This is a genomic window from Acidimicrobiia bacterium (genome assembly GCA_041676705.1).
Taxonomy (GTDB): domain Bacteria; phylum Actinomycetota; class Acidimicrobiia; order Acidimicrobiales; family SKKL01; genus Actinomarinicola.
The window spans coordinates 1-21151 of sequence record JBAYRL010000017.1 but is presented as its reverse complement, the minus strand read 5'-3'; the positions used below and the strand labels follow the sequence as shown (position 1 = coordinate 21151).

Genomic DNA, 21151 nt, shown 5'->3' with positions numbered 1-21151 from the left:
TGTTCGTAGGGGGTTAACTCTTGTAGAGATCATTTTGGGGTTGGTGGTGGGTGCGCTTCTGGTGTTCGCAGCGTTCGTGTCATTCCAACAGGTTTTCACTAAAACCCGTGAACATGCTGAACTTGCAGCGTTGAAATCGGTGGCTCGTGAAGCCCAAGCTTTGCTAGCCATATCTGGTGCGGATCGTTGGGACACCCAAGCTGGGCTCGATGCTGTTATGGGTGCGTTAGAAGACTGGCCACCAACCCAAGCCGCTAGGAGTGTTGGGGTTGTTGCTGATAACAGCGGGGTAGTGGTTACGGAAGGCGACGTGTGGCCTGAGATGTCCGAGCTCACTTTCACACGATCCGCCAACACCTTATTGATGGTTGTGGCGTTAGACGCTGGCGCATGCGTGGTAACAGCACCTCCACACACGGGAACCATACAAGGCGGCTGTGTTTCGAACCTGGATACCGTTGGTGAAAACTCTCCGTCTGCGGCTGTAACCAACCAGCAAATACCAGGTATCAACAACATATCAACACAACCAGAACAATCAAACTCGACAACAACCACAACCGAACCAGAACCGGACCCAGGGTTCTGGGCACAAACCAGTGCTGGCGGAGGGCACACTTGTGGCCTAACTACAGGCGGTGACACATACTGCTGGGGCAATAGCAGTAGTGGTCAGTTGGGGAACGGGAACATCACCCACCAGAACACACCAGTGAAGGTTTCCGGCAATCACAGTTTTGTGTCCCTCGTCGCAGGCTACATTCACTCGTGTGCGCTGACTACAGACGGGGATGCTTACTGCTGGGGATCTGGTACTAGTGGTCAGTTGGGGAATGGGAACACCGTCGATCGGGTTACACCGTCCAAAGTGTCTGGAGACAACAGTTTTGTGTCTATCGCTGCAGGCGACACTCACTCATGTGGGATAACCACAGACGGGGATGCTTACTGCTGGGGCTACAACAGCAATGGTCAGTTGGGGAACGGGAACACCATCAACCAAAACACACCAACCAAAGTGTCAGGCAACCACAGTTTCGTAGAGATCACTGCTGGCGACAACCACACATGTGGGGTAACTTCTGATGGCGATCTCTACTGTTGGGGTTACAACTCTGTAGGACAGCTAGGAGCCGGATACGGGAGCATCGTCAATCAAACCACACCGATAAAAGTGTTAGGTAACCACAGGTTTGTGTCCTTCGCCGCAGGCCAGTACCACTCGTGTGGGATAACTACAGACGGTGACGCTTACTGCTGGGGCTATAATAACCGTGGTCAGTTAGGTATCGGGAACACCATCAACCAAAACACACCAACCAAAGTGTCAGGCAACCACAGTTTCGTGGCGGTCACCGCAGACGCCGAGCACTCATGTGGCCTAACCACAGACGGTGACGCCTACTGCTGGGGCTACGGTGGTCAGGGCCAGCTAGGGAACGGGGGTATCTATACCCAACACGCCACACCCGCCAAAGTGTTAGGTGATCTAAGCTTTATATCTATCACTGCTGGCAACAACCACACATGCGGGGTAACCGCCGACGGTGACGCTTACTGCTGGGGCTACAACAGCAATGGTCAGTTGGGGAACGGGAACACGACCTACCAGACCACACCGGTGTTGGTTGTAGAACCGTAACGAACTACAAACCGTAGGAGTACCTCACAGAGTAGCATCTGAGGTGCTCCTACAAGCATGGGTGTTGTGTGCAGAACAGATCGTTGGTTGGGTTTTTTAACCAGCGCAACTCGTGAAAAGCTGTTGTGGCTGGTTGAACGTTTTTTGTTAAAGACTTCGGGTGTTTTCAGGGTGTTGGGCGCAACGGGCTCGTGAAACTATTCGGGTGTGTTACACCCAGGGATGTCTGGGTCTGTTAGGGGTTGACGGCGGGTCCTACACGGTTTGAAACAGTGGTTTTTGTAGTTCTGTATTGTTTCGAGAAAGTTTGATGTTTGTGGGTAAAACAAAAAAGAAAACTGTGGCCACAAAAAGTTTGAGTTCGACACGCCAACCTAAAAACTGGTGGATGTTAGGGGCGGTAGGTTTTGTGGTGGTGTTTGCGGGGGTTATCGCTGTTGCGTTGTCCTCAAAACCACAAGAGCGTGCCACGGAGGTCGGTGTCGTCGAAATTGCTGGGTTGTTGTTACCAGATGCTGATAAAAACCCTCAAGAGCTTGTTGGGCAACCTGTGCCTTCTCTTACAGGTACAGGTTTAAACGGTGAGACAATAAACATTGGTGGTGATGGGAAACCTAAGATTGTGGCGTTTTTGGCGCATTGGTGTTCCTATTGCCAAAACGAGGTCCCTGTGGTGCGGGACTGGTTAGCATCAGGCGGGTTACGTCCTGATGTGGGTTTTTATGCGGTGTCGACAGGTTTGTCGCCTAGCGCCCCGAACTATCCGCCGTCTAAATGGTTTGAACGTGAAAATTGGGTGGTTCCAACGTTACGGGATGACGCTTTAGGTAGTGCTCATTCAGCGTGGGGTGGCGGTTCGTTCCCTTATTTTGTGGTGGTTGGTAGTGACGGTAACGTTGTCCAGGCTGTATCTGGTGCTTTAGATCAGGGTTCATTGTCGGCGTTAGCAGATTTAGCTGCGGGTACTGTTGGTTACGATATCACCACAGAACATGACGGGGATATCGCAACAGAGCCGGATGGGTCTGTGACATCGGCGACTGAACCTGTTTTAGATTAAACCCCCTGAGCCAGCCCGAACATGGGGGATGGGGTTGTGGTGTGGGGTTGTGTGAAGGTTAGGGGTTTAGTTACCAACCCCTAACCTTTTTTGTGACTTTAAACCGTCATTATTGTCATGTTTTGGTGTGTTTCTGCGTGTTTGGGCCGTTCACAACCCAAAAATATTACGGTTGTGTGACAGGGTTGTGTGTTTGTTTTGGTTAGAGGAACACGATATTTGGGTGGTTAAACAACCTTGTACCCTATCTAGGAGCAAAACTTGTTTTCAAAACTGTTGCTGAACACCCCTAAACAGAGACAGGGGGTAGTAACAGCAATGATTGGTGTGGCGATAGCTTTGCTTGTTTTGTTAGGGGCCGGACCGACCACAGCAGCTCACACAAAATCATCTAGCCTTGCCGTTGCTAAAAACAAGGCTGGTGTGTACGCTGCTCAAACGTTCGATGAGCTTCGTGTCGTGGTAGAAACAGTAACAACGTTACAACCAAAGACTGCTGATATGGTTTCTGTTGAGCTTCTTGACGGGATCGATGTGTTTGTAGAAACCCACGAAGAGCTCTTAGAACAGTATTTAGAACAAGCGAACTTGGCTGTGTTTTTTGCTGCGATAGGCCACAACACTGAAGAAGGACCTGTTGTGGATGCCACTGGGACACCACCAGAGGTTGTTTCTCAACCAGACATGGTTGGTGTGACGGTAGAACCTGTCGATGAAACGAGTGTTGCACAGTCCCCAACCGAAACGCCACCAGCGGCTGTGGTGCCCGAGGGTGGGCCTTCTGCTGGGCAGTGGGCGGCGTTACGGCAATGTGAGTCGAGTGGGAACTATCAGATAGTGTCCGCTTCAGGGTTGTATCGGGGGGCGTACCAATTCCACCAAGCAACTTGGGACAGTGTAGCTCGTTCTGCTGGTCGAGCTGATTTGGTAGGGGTACGCCCAGAACAAGCCGCTCCTAGTGATCAAGATGCTATGGCGTTCGCTTTGTATGCTCAACAAGGGGCCCGTCCCTGGCCGGTGTGTGGGCGGCACCTACGGTAACAACCCGTTTGTGTGCCCCCTCAAAACAGGTTGTTGTGGGTTTTGGGGTGGGTTGTTAGTAGCAGGGGTTGGTTAGCGTTGGGACTGTAACCCTATGGCAGGTCTCGTGTCACTATATGTTAACCGTTGTCGGGGTGGTCGGTGTTTGTGGCGTGGGGTGTCGCTGCTTGAAACCGTTTTAGGGGTGGTAGTCGCGGCGATCCTGGCCACAATAATGTTTGTTGGGTATCAACAGGTTTTTAGCGGGGCGCAACAACATGTTGTGCTGGTTTCCCTAAAGTCGGTGTCTAGACAAGCTCAGGCGGCTTTAGCAGTGTCTGGGGTTGATAGTTGGGCTACTAGTGTTGGGCAACAAGCAATCACAGAAGCTGTTACGGATCTGGTTGGTTATCAGGGTTCTGACGGTATCTATAGTTCTTTGCCTTTAACACGTGTTGGGCTTGACGGGTGGCCTTCTGCTGGTGAGGTCGGGGTTTCGTTTACGCCAACAAGTTTGGTGTTGATGTTACCTAAACCTGCCGGGTGGTGTGTGACGGTAACACCGCTGTTAGGGACGATACAAGGCGGTTGTGTTGAAGATAGTGTTGCTAACGTTTTGTTGCCGCTAGAGGTGTTACAGCAACAACTAGTTCCTGGTATTTCTGTTTTTGAAACCCCTTTGCCAGATTCTTCTACAGGTACCACTCTTCCACCGTAGAACACCTTTCGATACAGGGGTCTTTAGTGAGGTGTGCCGGTTGGGGTTGGTAGGGTCCGGGTTTTTGTTATCAGATAGCAGCTGAGGATCCCAGCCAAATATGTTAGCGGATACCGCCATGGGCTGATCAACGCTAACGTTACGGTTGGTATTGTTAACAGTGCTGTGGTGAGGGTGTGGTTGGGTTGGCGGGCCGGTGTGTGGGTGGCTGGTGGGTTGTGGGCGGGGGTGGTGGGTTGGTTGTGGAGTGGGTTGTTGTTTGTAGCGCGGGTAGGGGCTCGCCGTTTAAGGGTTTGGGTGGTGTTGGGGGTGTTGAACCCGGCCGGGGTTTGGGTGGTTTGTGTTCTTTGACTGATACTGAAAGGGTCAAACGTTGAGGTACACCACAAACAGGTGGGGTGGTCTCGTTTGTCCCAATAGTGGGTTGGGGTTGTTTCGCAAGGCACCAGGTGTTCTAACACGTCGCTGAAAATTTCACTAAACATGGTGGCGGTTGGTCGTAACCGTGGGTCGGGGTTGGTTGTTTGTTTTAAAAGTTGTGTTACCCGTTGTGGTATTGGTGCCATATTTACACGAGGTGCTTGTTTAAGTAGGGTTGTTTGCCCAAGGTAGGGTGTATGCCCCCCAGCGATGCGTTGCGATATTGGGGGCAAATCTTCGTGTAGGTTGGTGGGGATACCGTCGTAGGGGTGTGTACCTCCAGTTAATGCTTGGAATGCTAGTATTGCTAGGGCGAACATGTCTGATGCGCTGGTACGTGCGTGTTTGTTGAAAACAGCGCCGACGAACTCGGGTGCTACATATTCGGCTTTAGCGACCGGGGAACGGTGGAGCGTCCCTTTCGCGGTGATTTGGAACGAGTCGCAGTCAATAATGGTTGTTTGGGTGTTGTTCGACACCCAAACGTTTGATTCGTTGACATCGCCTAAAACGGTTCCGGTTTCGTGTATCCCAGCGAAAACTGTGGCCAGGTTTGTGATAGCGCTGATGGTGTGTTTAACAGTCCAGCCCGGAGCGGTTTTACGACGGTCAGCGGTGTTAGCTAAAGTTCCCCATGCTCGTGCCGCTGTGATGTCTAGTCGGGGCATTGCGTACCCTAGAAACGTGTTTGTTTCGTTGGTTATGATATGTGTGGGCCATGCTAGGGAGGGGTTGTTGGGGTTGCGTTCCAGCATGGCTTCTAGTTTTTGGTGTAGTAACAAGCCGCGTTGTTCTAGAACGTGGGGGTGGTAAAGTTTTAGCGCTAAGGCCAAGTTGTTAGGTATCGGGTATACGGTCCCTTCCCCACCTTGGCCTAACGGTTCGTTGGTGTAGGTTGTGGTGTGTTGATGTCCGTCCCGGTCGGTTAAAACAAGTGTGGGTTTCATTGGTTGGGGTTATGGTTGGTGTTGGGTGTAGCGACACAGATAGTGAGGTCGTCATCTAAAAGGTGCCTGTCAGCTATGAAACCGATAAACGTTGACAGGTTTAGGTTGTGTTGAGTGCTGCGTTGCACTAGCGGGACGAACAGCCCAGGGTGGGGTAGGGTTTGGTTTACGATACCTAAATGGTTGATCCCGTCTGTTGCTACAACAACACCTTGTGTTTGGTTGGTGGGGTGTTCCCATTGGGTGATTGTTGGGTTGGGGGATGTTACAAACTCGGTTTCGTTCACATATTCGCTGGGTTGTGGGGCGTACCATAAAAGCAGCTGGTTGTTTGGTTTAGTTACAACAACGATTGGTGAGTCGCCTATCGCGGCGGCACGGATTGTGGTGGGACCGATCACTACAACACTTAATGTGGTAGCAAACATAGGGTTGTGTTTAAGGGCTCTGATCGCGGTTTTGATGAGTGTTGTGGGGTTGGGGCCTTCTCCCCAGCCTTTGTGCCACGCTGCACGGTTTGTGACACTTTCGACAGCGGTTTTAGCGCCTTGGCCGCCTTTTGGTGCGGTGCCTGCCCCGTCAGCTACCGCTACTATAACGTAGTCGTTGGTGGTAACAATGTTGTAGTGGTCTTCACATTTTGGGTGGTGGGGTCCAACAGTTTTCGCTCCGTGTCCCCACCAGAGACTGTTCAACGTTGGTTTTGGGTTGGGGTTACACATAGTTTCAGTATTGGTACTTGACCCAAAATGTGGGTGGAGCATGGTTGTGGATTGCTAAGCGGGTGGGGTGGTTAGGGTTTAGCTAGTTGTGTAGCAACTTTGGGCGGTAACAGTAAGGGCCATTATGTTGTTTTTGTCCCTAAGGCGGCGATCATGAAAATGGTTCAACTCAAAAACGTTTTGTTTAAACCAGTCTTGGCGGTAATGGTGCTGGCAGGGTTGTTTAGCGGTGCCCAAATCATGGTTTTAGAACAACAGGTTGAGGCTGCTACGTGTAACAATGGTGGTGTGTCTGGTCGTACCGCAACCGGGCGGGTTGGTGTAGCTGGTTGTAACCAAAGTGTTGGTGGTACCTCATCGTCTGTAACACCACCTAGCGGGCCGCAAAAAGCACCGCCGGGTAAAACGTGGTGTATCCAAATTAAAGGACCCGCATATTGGGGTTCCACATATTATCGTGACGGACGGGACTGTGAGCTTCGCCCCGCTCAAGAAACAAGTACCGTTTCAACCACTTGTGTTATTGCACAACACATTTTGCGAGATGGTTCGTTGGTAGATAGTCGTGGCGCTGCTTTGGGTTGGCACGCCGCTGAAGGTGACGCTTTACTTCCATATTGTTTAGATGTTTGGGAAGTGGATTTGTGTCAATATGTGCCCTATGGGACCGCTGCTGTGATGAGCACCGCGTTGAGTTACAAAAATAGTTTCCCAGCGTTACAACAATCAACGAAACTAGTTGTCACAAACCCTGGCCCTGACTGTCCGGGCGGGACGCCACAAACATCCACACAAACCGATGTGCCTTCTGTGACTGTGGCTGGGTTGAAAGTAGCCCAAACCGGTGGCGGGTATGCACCCACACAAGCAATCCAGGTTTCTGGGCGTGCGTTAACTTGTGATGGTGGTTTGTTAGCACCTTGTGGGAAAGCTCCTAATGTGACTGTTGCTGGGGACGGTGGGGTGTATGGGCCGTTCCCGTTGTCGTTAAAGATCGGTAGTTTTGTTTTAACACCACCAACAGGGCAACGTGAAGGGTCGTTGTTGAGTGGGGGTAGCTACAAAACTTTAACAGCACCTTCGTTGGCACAAAACTTGTGGGCAGGTTCCACCCAAGGAGTATACGAATTTTATGTTGCTTCTCCTGTTGGTAGCGAATACCAGCTTAATGTGAGTGCTTCTGGTGAAGTTGAATACATAGACTGGTATAACACTACCGAACCGATTTGGGGTTTAGCGTATGATGGGGATGGTAACGTTTGGTTAGATGAGCATGGGATGCCTACCTATACAGTGGTTGCTACTCGTTTAGTGCATCACACATCGAAACGTCGTGAAACGCTACCCGCCGAGGTGACTTACCCTAACGGGCGTAGCTTCCAAGCTATTTCAGGTGCTATAACCTACTAAAGGCTGTCACAACCAAAAACTGTTGTTAGCTAACAGCACCCCTTCTGACCCCCTGTTTTGGTGGGCTGGTAGGGGTGCTGGTCGTTTAGGTATTGTTGTGGGTGGGTGTGCCGTAACAGTTGTTAACTACCAAACACAAACCTTGTTTGGTTTTTAACAAAGGAGTGTTATGCAAAGGGTTAAAGGCCTCTCTGTTGAACAGATCCAAAAAGAGTTCAAAAAACTACGACGCGAAATCGTGACCGGTGATGATACGCATATGCGTAAATACATGGACGATATGGCGCTCCTAGCAGCGAACGCTAAACGAACTCATGGGATGTTCAAAACCTGGTCGTTTCGTAACCGGATGTTGTTGGCAGCACAGACCCGCCAGTTTGGGCAGATCCCTGTCGGGTTGTGGGCTGGGACCGCACAATGGGCAAAACTTGAACGGCGACTACGAGACGGGGTGACACCTAAATATATTTACCGTCCAGTTAAAGTCTCTAAGAAAAAGAACGAGATAAAAGAACCTGAAGTGTCTGGAAACACAGACAGTACAAACGGTACAGACAGTACGGATGGTGTTAAGGTTTCTGAGACCACAAACGTTGAAGAAACGTTGATCCAAACAGTTGCGTCTAACAAGTTTATGTTGACCCCAGTGTTTGACTGGTCAGACACAATCTCTACAGACCCTGAGTTTGTGGAACCTGATTGGCAGGCCCCTCTAAAAGGCGGGTCTGTTGTCTTGTTAGACGAACTGGTGGCTAGCTCCCCAGTGCCTGTAAAGTTTGAGGCGTTAGGCGGGAACCCTGCTCATGGATTTTTAACTAGAACGGGGATCACGATCGACACCGATCTTGGTTTAGCAGACCAGATCGCCACATTGGCACATGAACTTACCCACCACTATCTAGGACACCTCGACCAAATAGCCGCCGCTAAAGGGACCCGTAAAAACCAGGTTCGAGCAGAAATCGAACAAGAAGCCGGGTTGGGGGAATGGTTGGTGTGTCACGCTCTAGGGTTACAAACAACACAAGACACCACTTTAACGTCAAATGTTGCAAGTTATCTACGCAGCTGGATAGACGCTGAAGGTAACGAACTAGACGGCCATAAAGCACGTTTCCGGTTGTTGTCACAACGTTTAGACCGTGCTATGGGCGCTGTAGAAACCATTTTAGAAACGGTAACAATACCACAAACCAAACCATAACCAGCCTAACAAAACACTGTTGGTTGTTGGGGTGACGGGTGTGTTGGTGTTAAGAGACTAGTTGTGTGGTGTGTTACATCGCACAACTATGTTTATAAGGGCCCCCTTAAAAACCTGATGCTGATATTTAACAGCTCAACCAGGTTTTGGGGGCCCTTTTAACTGTTCACCCACAAAAGAACCCGCTGGTAAACCCATCGAGAACCCACACTACGGCTTCAAACCCAAACTAAACCAGCTGGCAGGCCCGGATGTGGCTGGTGTTGGCTTTTAGAAACAAAAATTGTGTGACTACAACTTGTAGGTTTGATACAAGGGAGGTCTGTGTTCTGTGGTGGCACAGCACCTCACAGGGGACTGGCGCTCACAACATCTAATGCCGGGTTTGTTAGGTTATCTCTAGCAGCCTGTCTGTTCTTTTTGAGACATACTGGTTTCTCAACCACAGCCCGCGCGCGCACACACAAGACACCAGGACACATTCTTAATGTATCCACTCTATAGAAAACACTATGTGTGCTCACCAAAAACGTTGATACGCTGGTTGCTAACAGTTGTGTCACTACCCGCAGATGTGTGTTAAGTGGCTATGGTTACGTGTTTCAAAAGATTTTGTGGAACATGTTGGTGTGGGAAACGCCTGGTAGAACCAGATGTTTCAATATCAACACCAAAAAGTGTTTGTTTGTGCTGTTGTGTTTCTATAAACACCACCCAACAGTAAAACCATTACTAAATGAAGATCATCACACCTGGAGAAGTGTGATGGTCATTACGCCCTCGACGGGGGCAGAAAGGGGACAACAATGTCCTCAGATATCGAGTGGGCGGCGGACTTTTTAAAGTCCAACGCCCCCATTATGGGATGGCCTGAAGGGCCATGGCACCGCCAGGCGGGCTTTGAGGCCTGCCAAAACGTTATAAAAGCCGCATGGGCGGCGGGCCCTAAAGCCCACCGCCTAGCTGCAATCGCTTTTGGGCACGTTCGGCGTGCCCAGAAAGCCGTGCTGCGCATGGTGTATGCGCAGCACGATACCGAAAGCGTTGCCTGGGACCAGGCAATGTTAGATTTGCAGTCAGCAGCAATCATGGCTGAGCCAGCCATGATTGCGCTTGCAGAAGAGCTCGAAGCTCAACTACTTTGATAATTGAGCTTCGAGCAAAAAGCCCCCACCGGAAATGTTGGGGGCTTTTTTTATTATCCTTAACACTATTAACAACTGTACAAGAACACCACAATAGCCCACCGTGAAACACGCAACTGTACCTGTGATTACCATAAGCCCTGTCTATAGTCACGGTTAAAAACTCGGTTAGTTACACAACCCTAGATACATACTATAGAGACATCTCCTACGATGGCATGGTAACCGAGTGGTTTGAAACACACGGACAACGCTGCACAGGACCCTTGTGTGTGATCGGGGCAACCAAAAACCCTGCTACTATCTTCCTGGGAACAATCCTGCTTCTACAATATTTTAGGTGACCTCCAAGCAACGGCTGTGTATCAGCAGGATTAGCAACAAAAACTATTGTCTGGGTAGCCACCCAGTTTGGGTGTTAGACTCAGGTTAAAGAACGTGGAAGGTAGCCTAGAAGACACACCAAGGTTGTTTACATCAACCATTTCGCTACCAGAAAGTTACAGTGTTACATATTTCGAGTGTAGACAGGGGGTTGTGGCAGCTGGTTAGTGTGTGTTGGGGTCGGGGAACACAACAGTAACGCCTGGTACCTCGTGGACAGCTCGCGCGACTACTTGTCGCCACCATCCTGCTGGGTATGGTTCAAACTCGGGTCGTGCGACCCACATTTCCTCAGAGGTCCGATAGGTTGCTACTACAAGATCACGGGCATCTCACAAAGCGTTGACGAGTTCTTCTACAGCGCCTGCTGTAAAGGCTTCTAGGTTTTCAACCTGTTCCCGGACTCCTTCGGGGATGGGGTGGGTGCCTTGTGTCCAGCGGCGTACTGAGCGTTCAGACACACCAACAATTTCGGCGAGTGCACGTTGGTCGAGACCTAACCAGCCAGCTATTACAACTAATTCCGCTGGGGTCATCGGCTCGTCGTTCATGAAGTCGTTGTTGTTTGTCATGGCTGGTTTCAGTTAGACGGTCCCACCAATACAGAGAGGTTTACCAGTGCAGTAAGCCTCTCTGTATTGGTTTGTTGTTGTTATACGTTCCAGGGTATTCGTGTGATTAGGCGGTCACCAAAAGGCCCGCCGATGATCATCCAGTCGTTTTGCCAGTCTGCTGTTTCGTCGTCTTCGAAAGGCAATGGTTCGCCGGGGGCAACAATCTTGGGTTCGGTTTTCACAAACAGGTCTAGCATCATACTTTCGGTGTTTGTGTCCCAAAGATCGGGGTCGGTGACTTGTTCGAGGTTTCCAAGCCAGGCAGCGATGTTGTCAGGGTGGATGTCAGTGATGTTCGAGGCGGTGGTTATGTCCATTAGGCTCTGGGACTTGGTTCCCTGAGCTGTTGTGTATTGCTAGTGTGTCCTATTTCGGTAGGTTACCACACCATTTGTGCCAGAACACAGCGGTGTATCACAGCATAGTTAATGCTACACGTGTCCGGCTCATGGGTAACGAGTGGGTGTGGTGGGTTGTTAGGGTAACAGTCGTGGGGAGCAGCGGTTGTTAGGTTGTGGTGTTGGTGGGTGTGGGGTTGTTTGGGTGGGGAACGGTGTTCTACTCTAACAATTTTATAGTAGCTTTATAGTAGAGCTGTTTCTAAACAGCCAAAACACGTAAAACCCCTGGTCACAGCCTGTAACACAGCTATAATGCTACTATAACATTACTATAACATGGTTGTTGGTTTGGTGTTATAGTCATGTTCTTTGCACGGTCGTTTTCCGGGTAGCGACACGGGTGGTGTGTTGGGTTTGGTTTCGTCTTGGGGTTTGGGCTGTGAGCTGTGCTGTAGCGTCTCTTATGAGAGTTGATGGTGGGGTGTGTCTGTGTGGTCTTTGGTGGGGTGGTACGGCACAACCATGACGATAATCAATGTTATGTTGGTGTGTTGTTGGTGCTGTGTTGATATTTTAAGCGGTGTTGTTGCGTAGCAGGTACCACTATGGGTGTGGTGTTTGGGCTGCTCAGCGGGTGTGTTGGGTTGTTGATGGGTTGTTGGTGGGTTGTTTGGGGTGGTTAGGATTGTTGTTTATCAGTTGGTGTTGTTTCACAGTCCCAAAGCAGGCAAGCTCGGGGAAGGTGTTTCTTTTTGGATATGTCGGAGCAACGCCGAAACGTTGTGTCCCGTCTTTTGGGTGGGTTGCTAGTTTTTTGGCATAAACTTGTTGGTCGTCGTGGCCCTGTGGGGCGGCGTGTCAGGAAAGACCGTCCGTATGTTGTGACGATCATTCCAGCGCATAATGAGGAAACGTCTATTGGTGCGACGTTAGAGTCGTTGTTTAGTCAAACCCGTCAACCGGATTTGGTGGTAGTCGCGGCTGATAACTGTTCGGATCGTACTGTGGAAGTGGCGTCTAGTTATCAGCGGCGCGGGGTTGTTGTTTTTGAAACGGTTGATAACAAGTATCGTAAAGTTGGGGCTTTAACACAGGCTTGGCAGCGTTACGCTAAAGATGCTGATTTTGTGTTAGGTATTGATGCTGACACGATTTTGGCGCCGTCGTCGTTGCAAGAACTTGAAGATGAGATGGTGGAAAACGTTGCTATTGGTGGGTTGATGGCGCGTTACACTTTCGATCAGGGTTTAGCGACCGGCTGGTTTTCGCGTTTGTTGGTCAGGTTGCAAAGGTTAGAGTTTACGGGTTGGACGATGGACATTTTACGTCGTCAACGTCGTACTTATGTGTTAGGTGGCCAGGCAACGCTTTTTCGTGGTGAGGCGTTACGTCAGGTAACGGAACATAACAAACGTAACGGGCCGTGGTCGGTTAACTCTCAAGTGGAAGATATGGAACTTACTTGGCGGTTAGGGGAACTGGGTTGGGAAACGTTGTGTTCTGCTACTGCTAGGGCCTATGTGGGTCCTATGTTGACGTTTCGTGCGTTTTGGGCGCAGCGCCGCAAATGGGATGGTGGTATTACCCAAACGTTACTTGCTAATGGTATCAATAAACAAACAGCGTATCCGTGGCGGTTACAAGCAAAAACTTTGTTGGACGCTTCGATCCGGTTCATGTTTTTTGGGTTGTTGATCTTGGCGTTGTTGCGTGGTTCGTGGGTTTGGTTTTGGGTGTGGGCCATCCCCCCTGTTTTAGCTATGTTGTTAAACCTTCGTACTGTGTTACGGACCCCGCATCGTAGCACCGCAGATATTGTGGTTGCGGTTACTTTGGTTGGGTCCGAGTTGTATTTGATGGTTCGTATCGCTACCTGGGTAGTGTCGTGGGTGCATGCGATCTTAGGTATCCGTAAAGACGGGTGGGCGGCCCAGTATCGTGCTGAAGGAAAAGCGTAATGTTTTTTGGTGTCACTGTGCGGGGCTGGTTGAAAGCGTTTTATGAGCTCAACATTGACCGTTGGCTTTTAGTGGGTTGGTCGTTGTTGGCTGTGCTCACGGTTTTAGCGACGGTTGGCATGATTTTGAAAATATTTAAATCTAACAAAGGTATTCGCCCGTAATGTTCAAAACAACAAAACTTTGGTTTCTGGCTTTGTTTGTAGCTGGTGTAGGAGTTGTAGCTAGTTGCACTCTCCCAACTACAGAGGAAGCTACCTATGGGGTTTCTTACGATAAACCATCGTCTAGTACATCGAACAAGAACACTAGTGGTAGTAACACCACGGGAACTAAACCCGTTGAGATGGTTTTGGGCGATGACGACCAGCAGGATTCGGTTGTAGCTGTATCAGGTTCCAGTGAGGGTGGGGTTGTGTCGATTTCTTCGACTGTGGCACAACTTTCAAACACTGGGAGCGACGATCGGTTTATGTTGAGTCTTGTTGGGGTGTCACCATATCTGAACCGTAACGACAACGGTCAGGTGTCGTCGGTGCCGATCTCAGCGTTTGTTGATGACCCTGCGATGCTTTCTAGCCGCCCAGGGGTAGCGAATAGTGTGTTGGTAGCTGAAAATGGGGAGGGTTACACCCAAATTTTGTTGCATGTGTCCCGCCCGAGTTGGGTTGAACATACCAACACTATGGTGTTTGAAGCAACAACGATAGGTACCCGTGAAATTGGTAGGGAACTTTCTCGTGTGGCGGGGGTTGGCATATATGGTGATGGTCAGCTAGTAGAAACCGGTTTGGACCATCCCCAAGACTGGGTTGGGCATAGTGTTGTTTCATCAACCCTGTTTTTAGATGTGTCTAACACTAGAAGCGTTGGTGGGTGTCCTCTTTCTCCAGGGGTGTCTTGTGTAGGGGCCGACATGTTTCGTTCTGATTTAGCGGCCGTGGATTTCACCGGGGCGAACCTGTCGGGGGTTAACTTTGCGATGTCAACCATGCGAGGCACAGTGTTTGACAAAGCTAATGTGTCTGAAGCCGAGTTGTTTCGTTCTGATCTGTCAGGCACGTCGTGGAGAGACGCCGAAATTCATGGTGCGAATATGCACCAGTTGACATTGGTTGGGGCGGATTTGTCAGGGGTTCGTGGCCAAGATGTTCAACTGTTTCGTTCCGAGTTGAACCTCGCAACACTGGACGACGCGGAGTTGACACGTGCAGCGTTACAACAAGCGACTATTGTTGATGCTACTGCACGTCGGGCACGTATGAGCGGTTCTAACTTGTTTCGTGTTGATATGTCAGGCACCGATTTTTCGGATGCTGTTTTGAACGATTCAAACTTGGCGCAAACTATTGCGCATTCAACCAGGTTTCAAAACACTAACTTGGCCCACACCGATCTAACACACGCCGATCTTCGCTACACCGATCTTTCTGGGGCGGATCTGTCTTTCGCGAACTTGGCGGGCGCTAACCTGACCGGAGCGAACCTTGTTGGCGCGAACCTTTCTGGAGCGGTGTTATGGCTCGCAGATTTTAGCGGCGCTAACCTTTCTGGAGTTACTTGGTCTAACACGGTCTGCCCGGACGGTAAAGTGGCGTCACCGACAGTGGGTTGCGGCCCAATACATGTTGGGGTTGGTGGTGGGATTGTAGGACCACAGTACAGTAACAACACATCAAATGTGGGTCCCCGTGCAGGGATCATCACCCAAGCAACCTTTGAAGATACCTACAGAAAACGAAACGTGTACAACCGCTAAACACCTACCCTGACATGTGGGGCCCTAACCACCCAAACAAACAAACAAACAAACAGGTAGGTTGTTTCGGGGGTGTGTGAGACACCAGTTGTGAAACCTGCAAACCAGCCGGTCAGGCCGGGTCGGGTTGGGTTGGGTTGTTGGGCTGATATAGTGTTGGACGGTTACGACCGGTTCCGCTTAGCGTTGTTGTTAAGCCCAGGGCCGGTCCTCACTAGGTGGAACAGTGATCGCTGTTCCACCTTTTTTTGTTGATGAGAACGGTTGTTAGGGGAACTGTTAACTCATAGTTAACACTTCGGCTGGGGTGTGGGCAACTGGGCTAGTAATGTAAGGGTGTAGCCACGCTGTGGTAAGGGTGTGTTGTAGTGGGTTTAGTTGTTTAGGGCTGGTTCGTGGGTTTGGTAGGTGCTTGTTGGGGGTTTGTTGGTGTATCCCCAACAATATTGGGATAATTCTTGTGGGGAGATGTCGAGGTTGTTGGTGAGATCTTCACAGCTTGTTTCACAGAACCATACAAGTTCTTCTAACACCACATCGGCTGTGGTTTTTATTTGTACAGCAAGGTCCCCAAAAGTTGGGGTGTGGTTGAGTGCGTTGAACAGTTGTGTGTTCCAAACATCTTGTTGAGCGTAGCTGGATGGTGTTTCGGTTTCGTGGAGGGTTTGGGCGAGTCTTGCTGCGAGTTTAGTGAGGGTGTTTAGCTGGTGAGGGTTGGTTAGGAACTGTTGGTTCTGGGATGGTTTTGTGCCGGAGATCGTCACATATTCATAAAGGGTTTGTAGCTGGTTCCGGTTTCGGATCGGTCCTATTAGGACTTCGAGACGTTCCCCTAAAAGGTAGGGTATCGGGGTGGTGGTGATAGTTGGTTCTGGTTGGGTGGGGTGGTTACGTTCTCCCCAGCACACACCAACTATTGCTCGTCTTGTGGTGTTTGTAGCTACAGCGATTTCGTCACATGTTGAATCGCAAAACCATATGAGAGCTTCGCAAAGTTCGTTGGTGTTAGCCCCGGTAGTGTTTTGTAGGTTACTGAAGGGTTCCGGGTGGGGTCCTCTTAGATAGTTGGCTAATGTTAAGCCCCAGCCGCCGGTACGGTAGGCGAGCCGGTCAGCGTCCGCGACAAAGGTGGGTGTAAGCCCTGCGGTGTATAACACTTTAGCCATAGCCCAAGCGGTTTCAGCTAAAACGTTTAACAAGGTGGGGTTGTGGGTGAGTTGGTCAAGTGGTGTGGTGTAGGGCCCTATGAGTACTGCGGTGGCGGCTGGTAACAGTTCGTTTCGGTGGGGGATGTTACCTACGAGCACAGCTAGGGACGCTCGGGTTGCTGCTGGTTCTGATGTTTTGTCGGTACCCCAAAAGTTGTGTGGTTTGGTAGGGCCCGTGTTGGGCAACATGTGGTTGGGGACCGGATCGGAGATCTCATCGAGAAGACTTTGGGTGTCTTGTGTGACGTATACAAGCATGCGCCTAAAACTTTTGTTGAACAACAGCAAACACTGTTGGTAGGTTAGCGAAAGGTAAACACCTACCGGGGTTGCAGCTGGGTGAGGTGTTAGGAGTTTAGGTTAGCAATCTTTGTTCTGTTTTGACAATACTTTAACACCTAAGCGGTGATAGTTGAACAGTTTGTTCTACACACCCATTGGTGTGGCGGGTGTTTGTGACCACTATAAAGGTGTGGGCACGTTCTACACTTCCGATCAGCATTTTGGGCACACCAACATTATTGGGTTGTGTGACCGGCCTTTTCGTAATGCTGACGAGATGGGTGACTACATTATGGCACAGTGGAACTCTCTGGTTGGTCCTACCGACACGGTTTGGGTGTTAGGGGACGTGGCGCTTGGTAACACAGCTTTAGAACTGGAACGCATAAAAGGTTTGAACGGTGTTAAACATTTAGTTGCTGGGAACCATGATCGTTGCTGGGAACATCACAAACCGAAACGTCGTCGCGGTTGGTTACAACGCTACCTTGACGCAGGGTTCGTGTCCGTGTCTAGCTACCACAACACTACTATCGGCGCTCACCAGGTTGGTTTATGTCATTTCCCTTATCAGGGTGACTCCCACCCTGAGGACCGTTACCGTGAGTATCGCCCAATAGACCGGGGTGGGTGGTTGATACATGGCCATATCCACGAAAAACGTCGGGTTGATAGACAAGGGCGGATGATTAACGTTGGGGTTGATGTGTGGGGTTTTAAACCTGTCCCAGAATCAGTGTTAGAAACTATAATCAACAACACCCCACAACCCACCCACCGTCGCAAGGTTTAGCAACATAACCTGCCCTAAAAACTAGGTGGCACCACCACCCAACAATGGGGGCAGCGATCACCTAGTTGGGATATGTTACCGGGTTGTGAAGTTGTGAAACGTTTGTACGCTAATACTAACACAAGGGGTGTTTAAACCCGCTGTGACACCACCCTGCTGCAACCACAAACACTGTTAGTATGAGCGGGGGTGTTTCAACCCTTTAACACCTCCAAGAAGGGGTGGTTAGGTTGCGGCTAGAGCCGGTTGTGGGGTTATGGTCGGGGCTAGGGTTGGTTTAGCGATATAAAAACCTTGCATAAATGTGCAGCCACTCATTAACGCTAGTTGGCTTTGGTTTGAGGTTTCAACCCCTTCAATGGTGACACTAGCGTTGAACGTGTCTGCTAAGTCAACTAGAGCGGTGATGATTCGTTGGTCGTTGTTATGGTCAGCCCATAGAAGGGTTTCACGATCGATTTTGAGAACATCGAAAGGGAGTTCGGTTAAGTTACGTAGAGAACCCCATCCGGTGCCGAAATCGTCGAGCGCTACCATTACCCCTTGGTGGCGGAGTTGTTCTAACGATGTTTTGATTATGTCACGGTCAACAATCGGGTATGTTTCAGTGAGTTCTACCCCTACACGTCCCAACGGGAACGCTTTGATCAGGGTTAGGATAGGGTCAGGGTTTTCTTGTAACGTAGCTGCTGAAATGTTGAACCAGATCCGATAGGACTCTAGGATTTGAGGTTCAAGTTTCAAACCTTGTTGCAACATATGTGTATCGAAGATGGGTGCAAGCCCAGCTATTTCTAGCAGCGGCACAAAAACAGATGCGGGTATTAGCCCGTGTTGAGGGTGGTGCCAACGACTCAACGCTTCGACACCTGCGGGTAACATGCTACTGGTAGATACTATTGGTTGGGTTGCTAACTGTAACGTCCCGGCGCTGGTCCCACCAGCTAAAAGCGTTTTAAGGTCGTGTAACAGGTTGTTGTTATCTACAAAACCGTGGTCGGTGTGAAGCCTCATGTTTGTAATAGTGGATGCTTTGGTGTGAAAATCCACATCCCGACACCAATTTTAGGACCGGTATCCAGGTTTTGTTGAAACCCTGCGGTTGTAGGGTTGGTGGGTTAGAACCACAAACATTTATGGTTGAAGGGGTTACTCACAGGTGCCCTAACCGAATGTGGTGGGGGTTGTGTGTGGTGGGTAGGGGTGGTTGGGCCACAGTTAGAAACATGATGGTTGTTTCGCGGGTGGTTGGGGTGTTGGGAAGGTTGTGTTATGGATCGTGAAATTGAGCGGTTGTTAAACGATCTGCCTATTTTTGTGGCGTCTGTACCTTCGGAAGCGGTGTTAGATGTTGTGCTGCGATATTGTGGCAGTGAAACAGCTATTGAAGGTGTTATATCTAACCGGTGTTTGACTCTCAAACTGGTTGAGAAATATTACAGCACCGCTTTGTCAGGTTTTCATGACACTATTGTTGCTTCTACCACCAACCCTGAAATTGTGGGGTTTATGCTCAACCATCCAGCTACTAGCGTTGATGCGTTGGAAATGATCCTTTTGGGTTGGTATCTACCAGAGCACGAGTACAAAAAACTTTTGGGTAGGCTTTGGGGCCAGGGTGGTAACTGGTTTTTAGATTACCTAGATTACCCGGATGTGTGGGTTAAAGACGTTTGGTTGAAAGCGTATCATAGTGTGTCAGCTTGGGGTGGGGAAGACCTCTATTTGGAGGCTTGTAGCCGGTGGGGTGATACCCAATGGTTGGCTCGGCGTGATAGAGAGCTGTTTAGTGATGACGAGTTGTTTGGGTTGTTAGAAGCACGCGCTAGTTACCCGTTAGAACATTGTGCCGAGTTTTATCAACTGTTAGAGGGTCGTCCGCAGCTGTGGGAACGTTGTGGCCACAGTGGTGTTTCGTTGTTACGGGGGCTGGTTTCTGGTTTTGACCTACCTCAACATGTCGGGTTAGCGATTGTGGAACATGCTGCGATCGTACCAGGCGGGTTTGTGGACCGTAACGACCAGATAGGGGTTGAAACGTTGTTACAAAACCCTGGGGTTGATGATGTTGTGTATGACGCTGCTCACAACAAATGGTGTGCCGCTATGGGGGAAAGTCACCCGTACCCGAAAAAAACTGACCGTGTTTTATTTCAACCAATACAGCAGGTGTCGGACCCCCAGCTTCTACTAAAATATTTGGGTATGTGTTATGAACCTACCGTTGTGTGGGCACCCAGGTTAAAACGTCGACTTGAACAGTTGGTAGCCGAAGCAGAGGGGCCAACAAAACCTTTGCTAGCCCGCCAGTACAGAAACGTTAAAACTCAGCTGTTGAACAACTTGGGGCAAAGAGGCTCGCATGTGGATAGTCTCAGTGCTCGTAAAGTGTTAGGTTTGTTGGAATCGTTGGGGCCACGTGTTGGTATAGGTAACCGTTACAAACCAGGCCAAACCTGGAGAAGGTCACGGGTCGCTGCGCCACCATACATCCCAACTAAAAACAATGTTGAAACAGGGCAAACAGTCCTGAAACTGTTAGGGGAACCTACAACACCGAGGTTGCAAACAATCTGGGAAAACCTGTTCTTGTTGTACCCAAGCTGGGAACGTTCCTACAAAGATCTTCTCAAAACAGTTGTTGTTCTAAAATAGTTTAGCCACCCCCGCCTGGAAAACACAGGGACACAGCTCTCAAACGGTCCCACAAAATCGTTTCGGTAACGTTCTCATAGTGATATCGGAATAGTAGTTGTTGGTTTCACTAGAACCAGTTTTGTGCTGTGCTAGATATGAAACCCCCGGTAGGTGGGGCCTGTAGTGGTACAATATTTGCTAGGCGGGTAAGAAACAGCGTGTTAATAGAACTAGTAGTAGCCTGTGTAATAGTAGGGGTACTGGTGGTTACATGCTTGTTGCTACACACCCTCAGGTAGGTTGTGGTCGTAGGGGTACAGATAGTGTGAAAACGTCGGTGCAGATGAACCTAGAAACGCAGGCTGCTAAGAACACGTTCGTTACTAGGTCTGTGTTCAACGCTAGAGTTCCTATTTCTAGTGTCGCTGGAAAGCGTGCGTTTAAGTTGCTCTATTAAGTGATGTAAATTGTTTAGATGCTTTGTTAACACCGGTTTTTTGGGAACGGTGTTACCGGTCTTTGTGTCTCTGTGGCTGGTGTGGGAGTTAAAAACTGTTACCTACACAAATAGCTAGTGGTTGGTGGTGTGGCAGGGGGTTTTATGAGGGAACTATCAACTGGTAAAGGTATGGTGTGTTGGGTTTGCGTCTAACAGTGTGGTTAGTCAAACGTTTTGTGGTGAAACGGTTGGTTTTTAACAAATAAGCTAGATAGTTGAGAGGTGAAGGATGTCGTTGGGGGTTTTTGTTGGGTGTGTCCCTTCTGTTGATGTGTTACGTGTAGCGTGTCGTGTGTTAGACAACAAGCGTGCGTTGGATTTTTTGGCGATGAACCCGCACACTAATGTTGAGATGGTTGAGTCGTCATGGAACCATTTCAAAACACCT

The 21151-nt window shown here is 49.7% G+C and carries 18 protein-coding genes; 12 read left to right on the top strand and 6 right to left on the bottom strand.

Annotated elements, in window-relative coordinates; translation table 11 throughout:
- The 4 genes from WC184_12870 to WC184_12855 all read left to right on the top strand — a co-directional run.
- Positions 1–1642, top strand: a 1642-nt coding sequence (locus WC184_12870; GenBank protein ID MFA7478759.1) for a hypothetical protein, incomplete at its 5' end; no start/stop codon positions are given.
- A gap of 388 nt (positions 1643–2030) precedes the next feature.
- Positions 2031–2702, top strand: a complete 672-nt coding sequence (locus WC184_12865) for a TlpA disulfide reductase family protein (GenBank protein ID MFA7478758.1) — start codon at positions 2031–2033, stop codon at positions 2700–2702.
- 261 nt (positions 2703–2963) lie between these two features.
- Positions 2964–3743, top strand: coding sequence for a transglycosylase family protein (locus tag WC184_12860; protein MFA7478757.1), 780 nt, complete (start codon positions 2964–2966; stop codon positions 3741–3743).
- 157 nt (positions 3744–3900) lie between these two features.
- Positions 3901–4440: a hypothetical protein gene (locus WC184_12855; GenBank protein ID MFA7478756.1), complete on the top strand. Its 540-nt coding sequence runs from the start codon at positions 3901–3903 to the stop codon at positions 4438–4440.
- A 23-nt stretch (positions 4441–4463) separates the two neighbouring features.
- Here WC184_12855 and WC184_12850 read toward each other — a convergent pair whose 3' ends face one another.
- Both WC184_12850 and WC184_12845 read right to left on the bottom strand, forming a co-directional pair.
- Complete coding sequence (locus tag WC184_12850; protein MFA7478755.1) at positions 4464–5807, bottom strand: protein kinase; 1344 nt, start codon at positions 5805–5807, stop codon at positions 4464–4466.
- On the bottom strand, positions 5804–6529 hold the full coding sequence (locus WC184_12845) for a protein phosphatase 2C domain-containing protein (protein MFA7478754.1): 726 nt from the start codon (positions 6527–6529) through the stop codon (positions 5804–5806). Before WC184_12845 ends, WC184_12850 begins: the two co-directional genes overlap by 4 nt.
- Positions 6530–6682: 153 nt before the next feature.
- Between WC184_12845 and WC184_12840 the strand changes: the two genes are divergently transcribed.
- From WC184_12840 to WC184_12830, 3 genes are all read left to right on the top strand, one after another.
- Positions 6683–7939 carry a hypothetical protein gene (locus WC184_12840; GenBank protein MFA7478753.1) on the top strand — a complete coding sequence of 419 codons (1257 nt, stop codon included), beginning with the start codon at positions 6683–6685 and terminating at the stop codon, positions 7937–7939.
- 169 nt (positions 7940–8108) lie between these two features.
- Positions 8109–9143 carry an ImmA/IrrE family metallo-endopeptidase gene (locus WC184_12835; GenBank protein ID MFA7478752.1) on the top strand — a complete coding sequence of 345 codons (1035 nt, stop codon included), beginning with the start codon at positions 8109–8111 and terminating at the stop codon, positions 9141–9143.
- 806 nt (positions 9144–9949) lie between these two features.
- Positions 9950–10288 carry a hypothetical protein gene (locus WC184_12830; GenBank protein MFA7478751.1) on the top strand — a complete coding sequence of 113 codons (339 nt, stop codon included), beginning with the start codon at positions 9950–9952 and terminating at the stop codon, positions 10286–10288.
- 716 nt (positions 10289–11004) lie between these two features.
- Here the strand turns inward: WC184_12830 and WC184_12825 are convergent.
- Together WC184_12825 and WC184_12820 are read right to left on the bottom strand one after the other, a co-directional pair.
- The gene (locus WC184_12825) at positions 11005–11223 is read right to left on the bottom strand and encodes a hypothetical protein (protein ID MFA7478750.1); all 219 of its coding nucleotides are present in this window, start codon (positions 11221–11223) and stop codon (positions 11005–11007) included.
- A gap of 101 nt (positions 11224–11324) precedes the next feature.
- The gene (locus WC184_12820; GenBank protein MFA7478749.1) at positions 11325–11603 is read right to left on the bottom strand and encodes a hypothetical protein; all 279 of its coding nucleotides are present in this window, start codon (positions 11601–11603) and stop codon (positions 11325–11327) included.
- 782 nt (positions 11604–12385) lie between these two features.
- Between WC184_12820 and WC184_12815 the strand changes: the two genes are divergently transcribed.
- The 3 genes from WC184_12815 (at position 12386) to WC184_12805 (ending at position 15344) form a co-directional block, all read left to right on the top strand.
- A complete protein-coding gene (locus WC184_12815) occupies positions 12386–13585 on the top strand; it encodes a glycosyltransferase (protein MFA7478748.1) in 1200 nt (399 codons plus the stop codon).
- Positions 13585–13749, top strand: coding sequence for a hypothetical protein (locus WC184_12810; protein ID MFA7478747.1), 165 nt, complete (start codon positions 13585–13587; stop codon positions 13747–13749). The genes WC184_12815 and WC184_12810 overlap by 1 nt, the downstream gene beginning before the upstream one ends.
- Before the next feature lie 251 nt (positions 13750–14000).
- Entirely contained in the window at positions 14001–15344 is a 1344-nt protein-coding gene (locus WC184_12805; protein ID MFA7478746.1) for a pentapeptide repeat-containing protein, read from the top strand.
- Between the two features lie 374 nt (positions 15345–15718).
- Here the strand turns inward: WC184_12805 and WC184_12800 are convergent, their stop codons facing one another.
- Positions 15719–16810, bottom strand: coding sequence for a hypothetical protein (locus WC184_12800; GenBank protein MFA7478745.1), 1092 nt, complete (start codon positions 16808–16810; stop codon positions 15719–15721).
- Between the two features lie 214 nt (positions 16811–17024).
- Here WC184_12800 and WC184_12795 point away from each other — a divergent pair, with 214 nt between their 5' ends.
- Positions 17025–17627 (top strand): metallophosphoesterase family protein, encoded by a 603-nt coding sequence (locus WC184_12795; protein ID MFA7478744.1) that lies wholly within the window; start codon positions 17025–17027, stop codon positions 17625–17627.
- 225 nt (positions 17628–17852) lie between these two features.
- On the opposite strand, the gene WC184_12790 is transcribed toward WC184_12795, so the two are convergent.
- Positions 17853–18641: an EAL domain-containing protein gene (locus WC184_12790; protein ID MFA7478743.1), complete on the bottom strand. Its 789-nt coding sequence runs from the start codon at positions 18639–18641 to the stop codon at positions 17853–17855.
- A 258-nt stretch (positions 18642–18899) separates the two neighbouring features.
- Between WC184_12790 and WC184_12785 the strand changes: the two genes are divergently transcribed.
- Positions 18900–20282, top strand: a complete 1383-nt coding sequence (locus WC184_12785; protein MFA7478742.1) for a hypothetical protein — start codon at positions 18900–18902, stop codon at positions 20280–20282.
- Positions 20283–21151 lie beyond the last annotated feature (869 nt).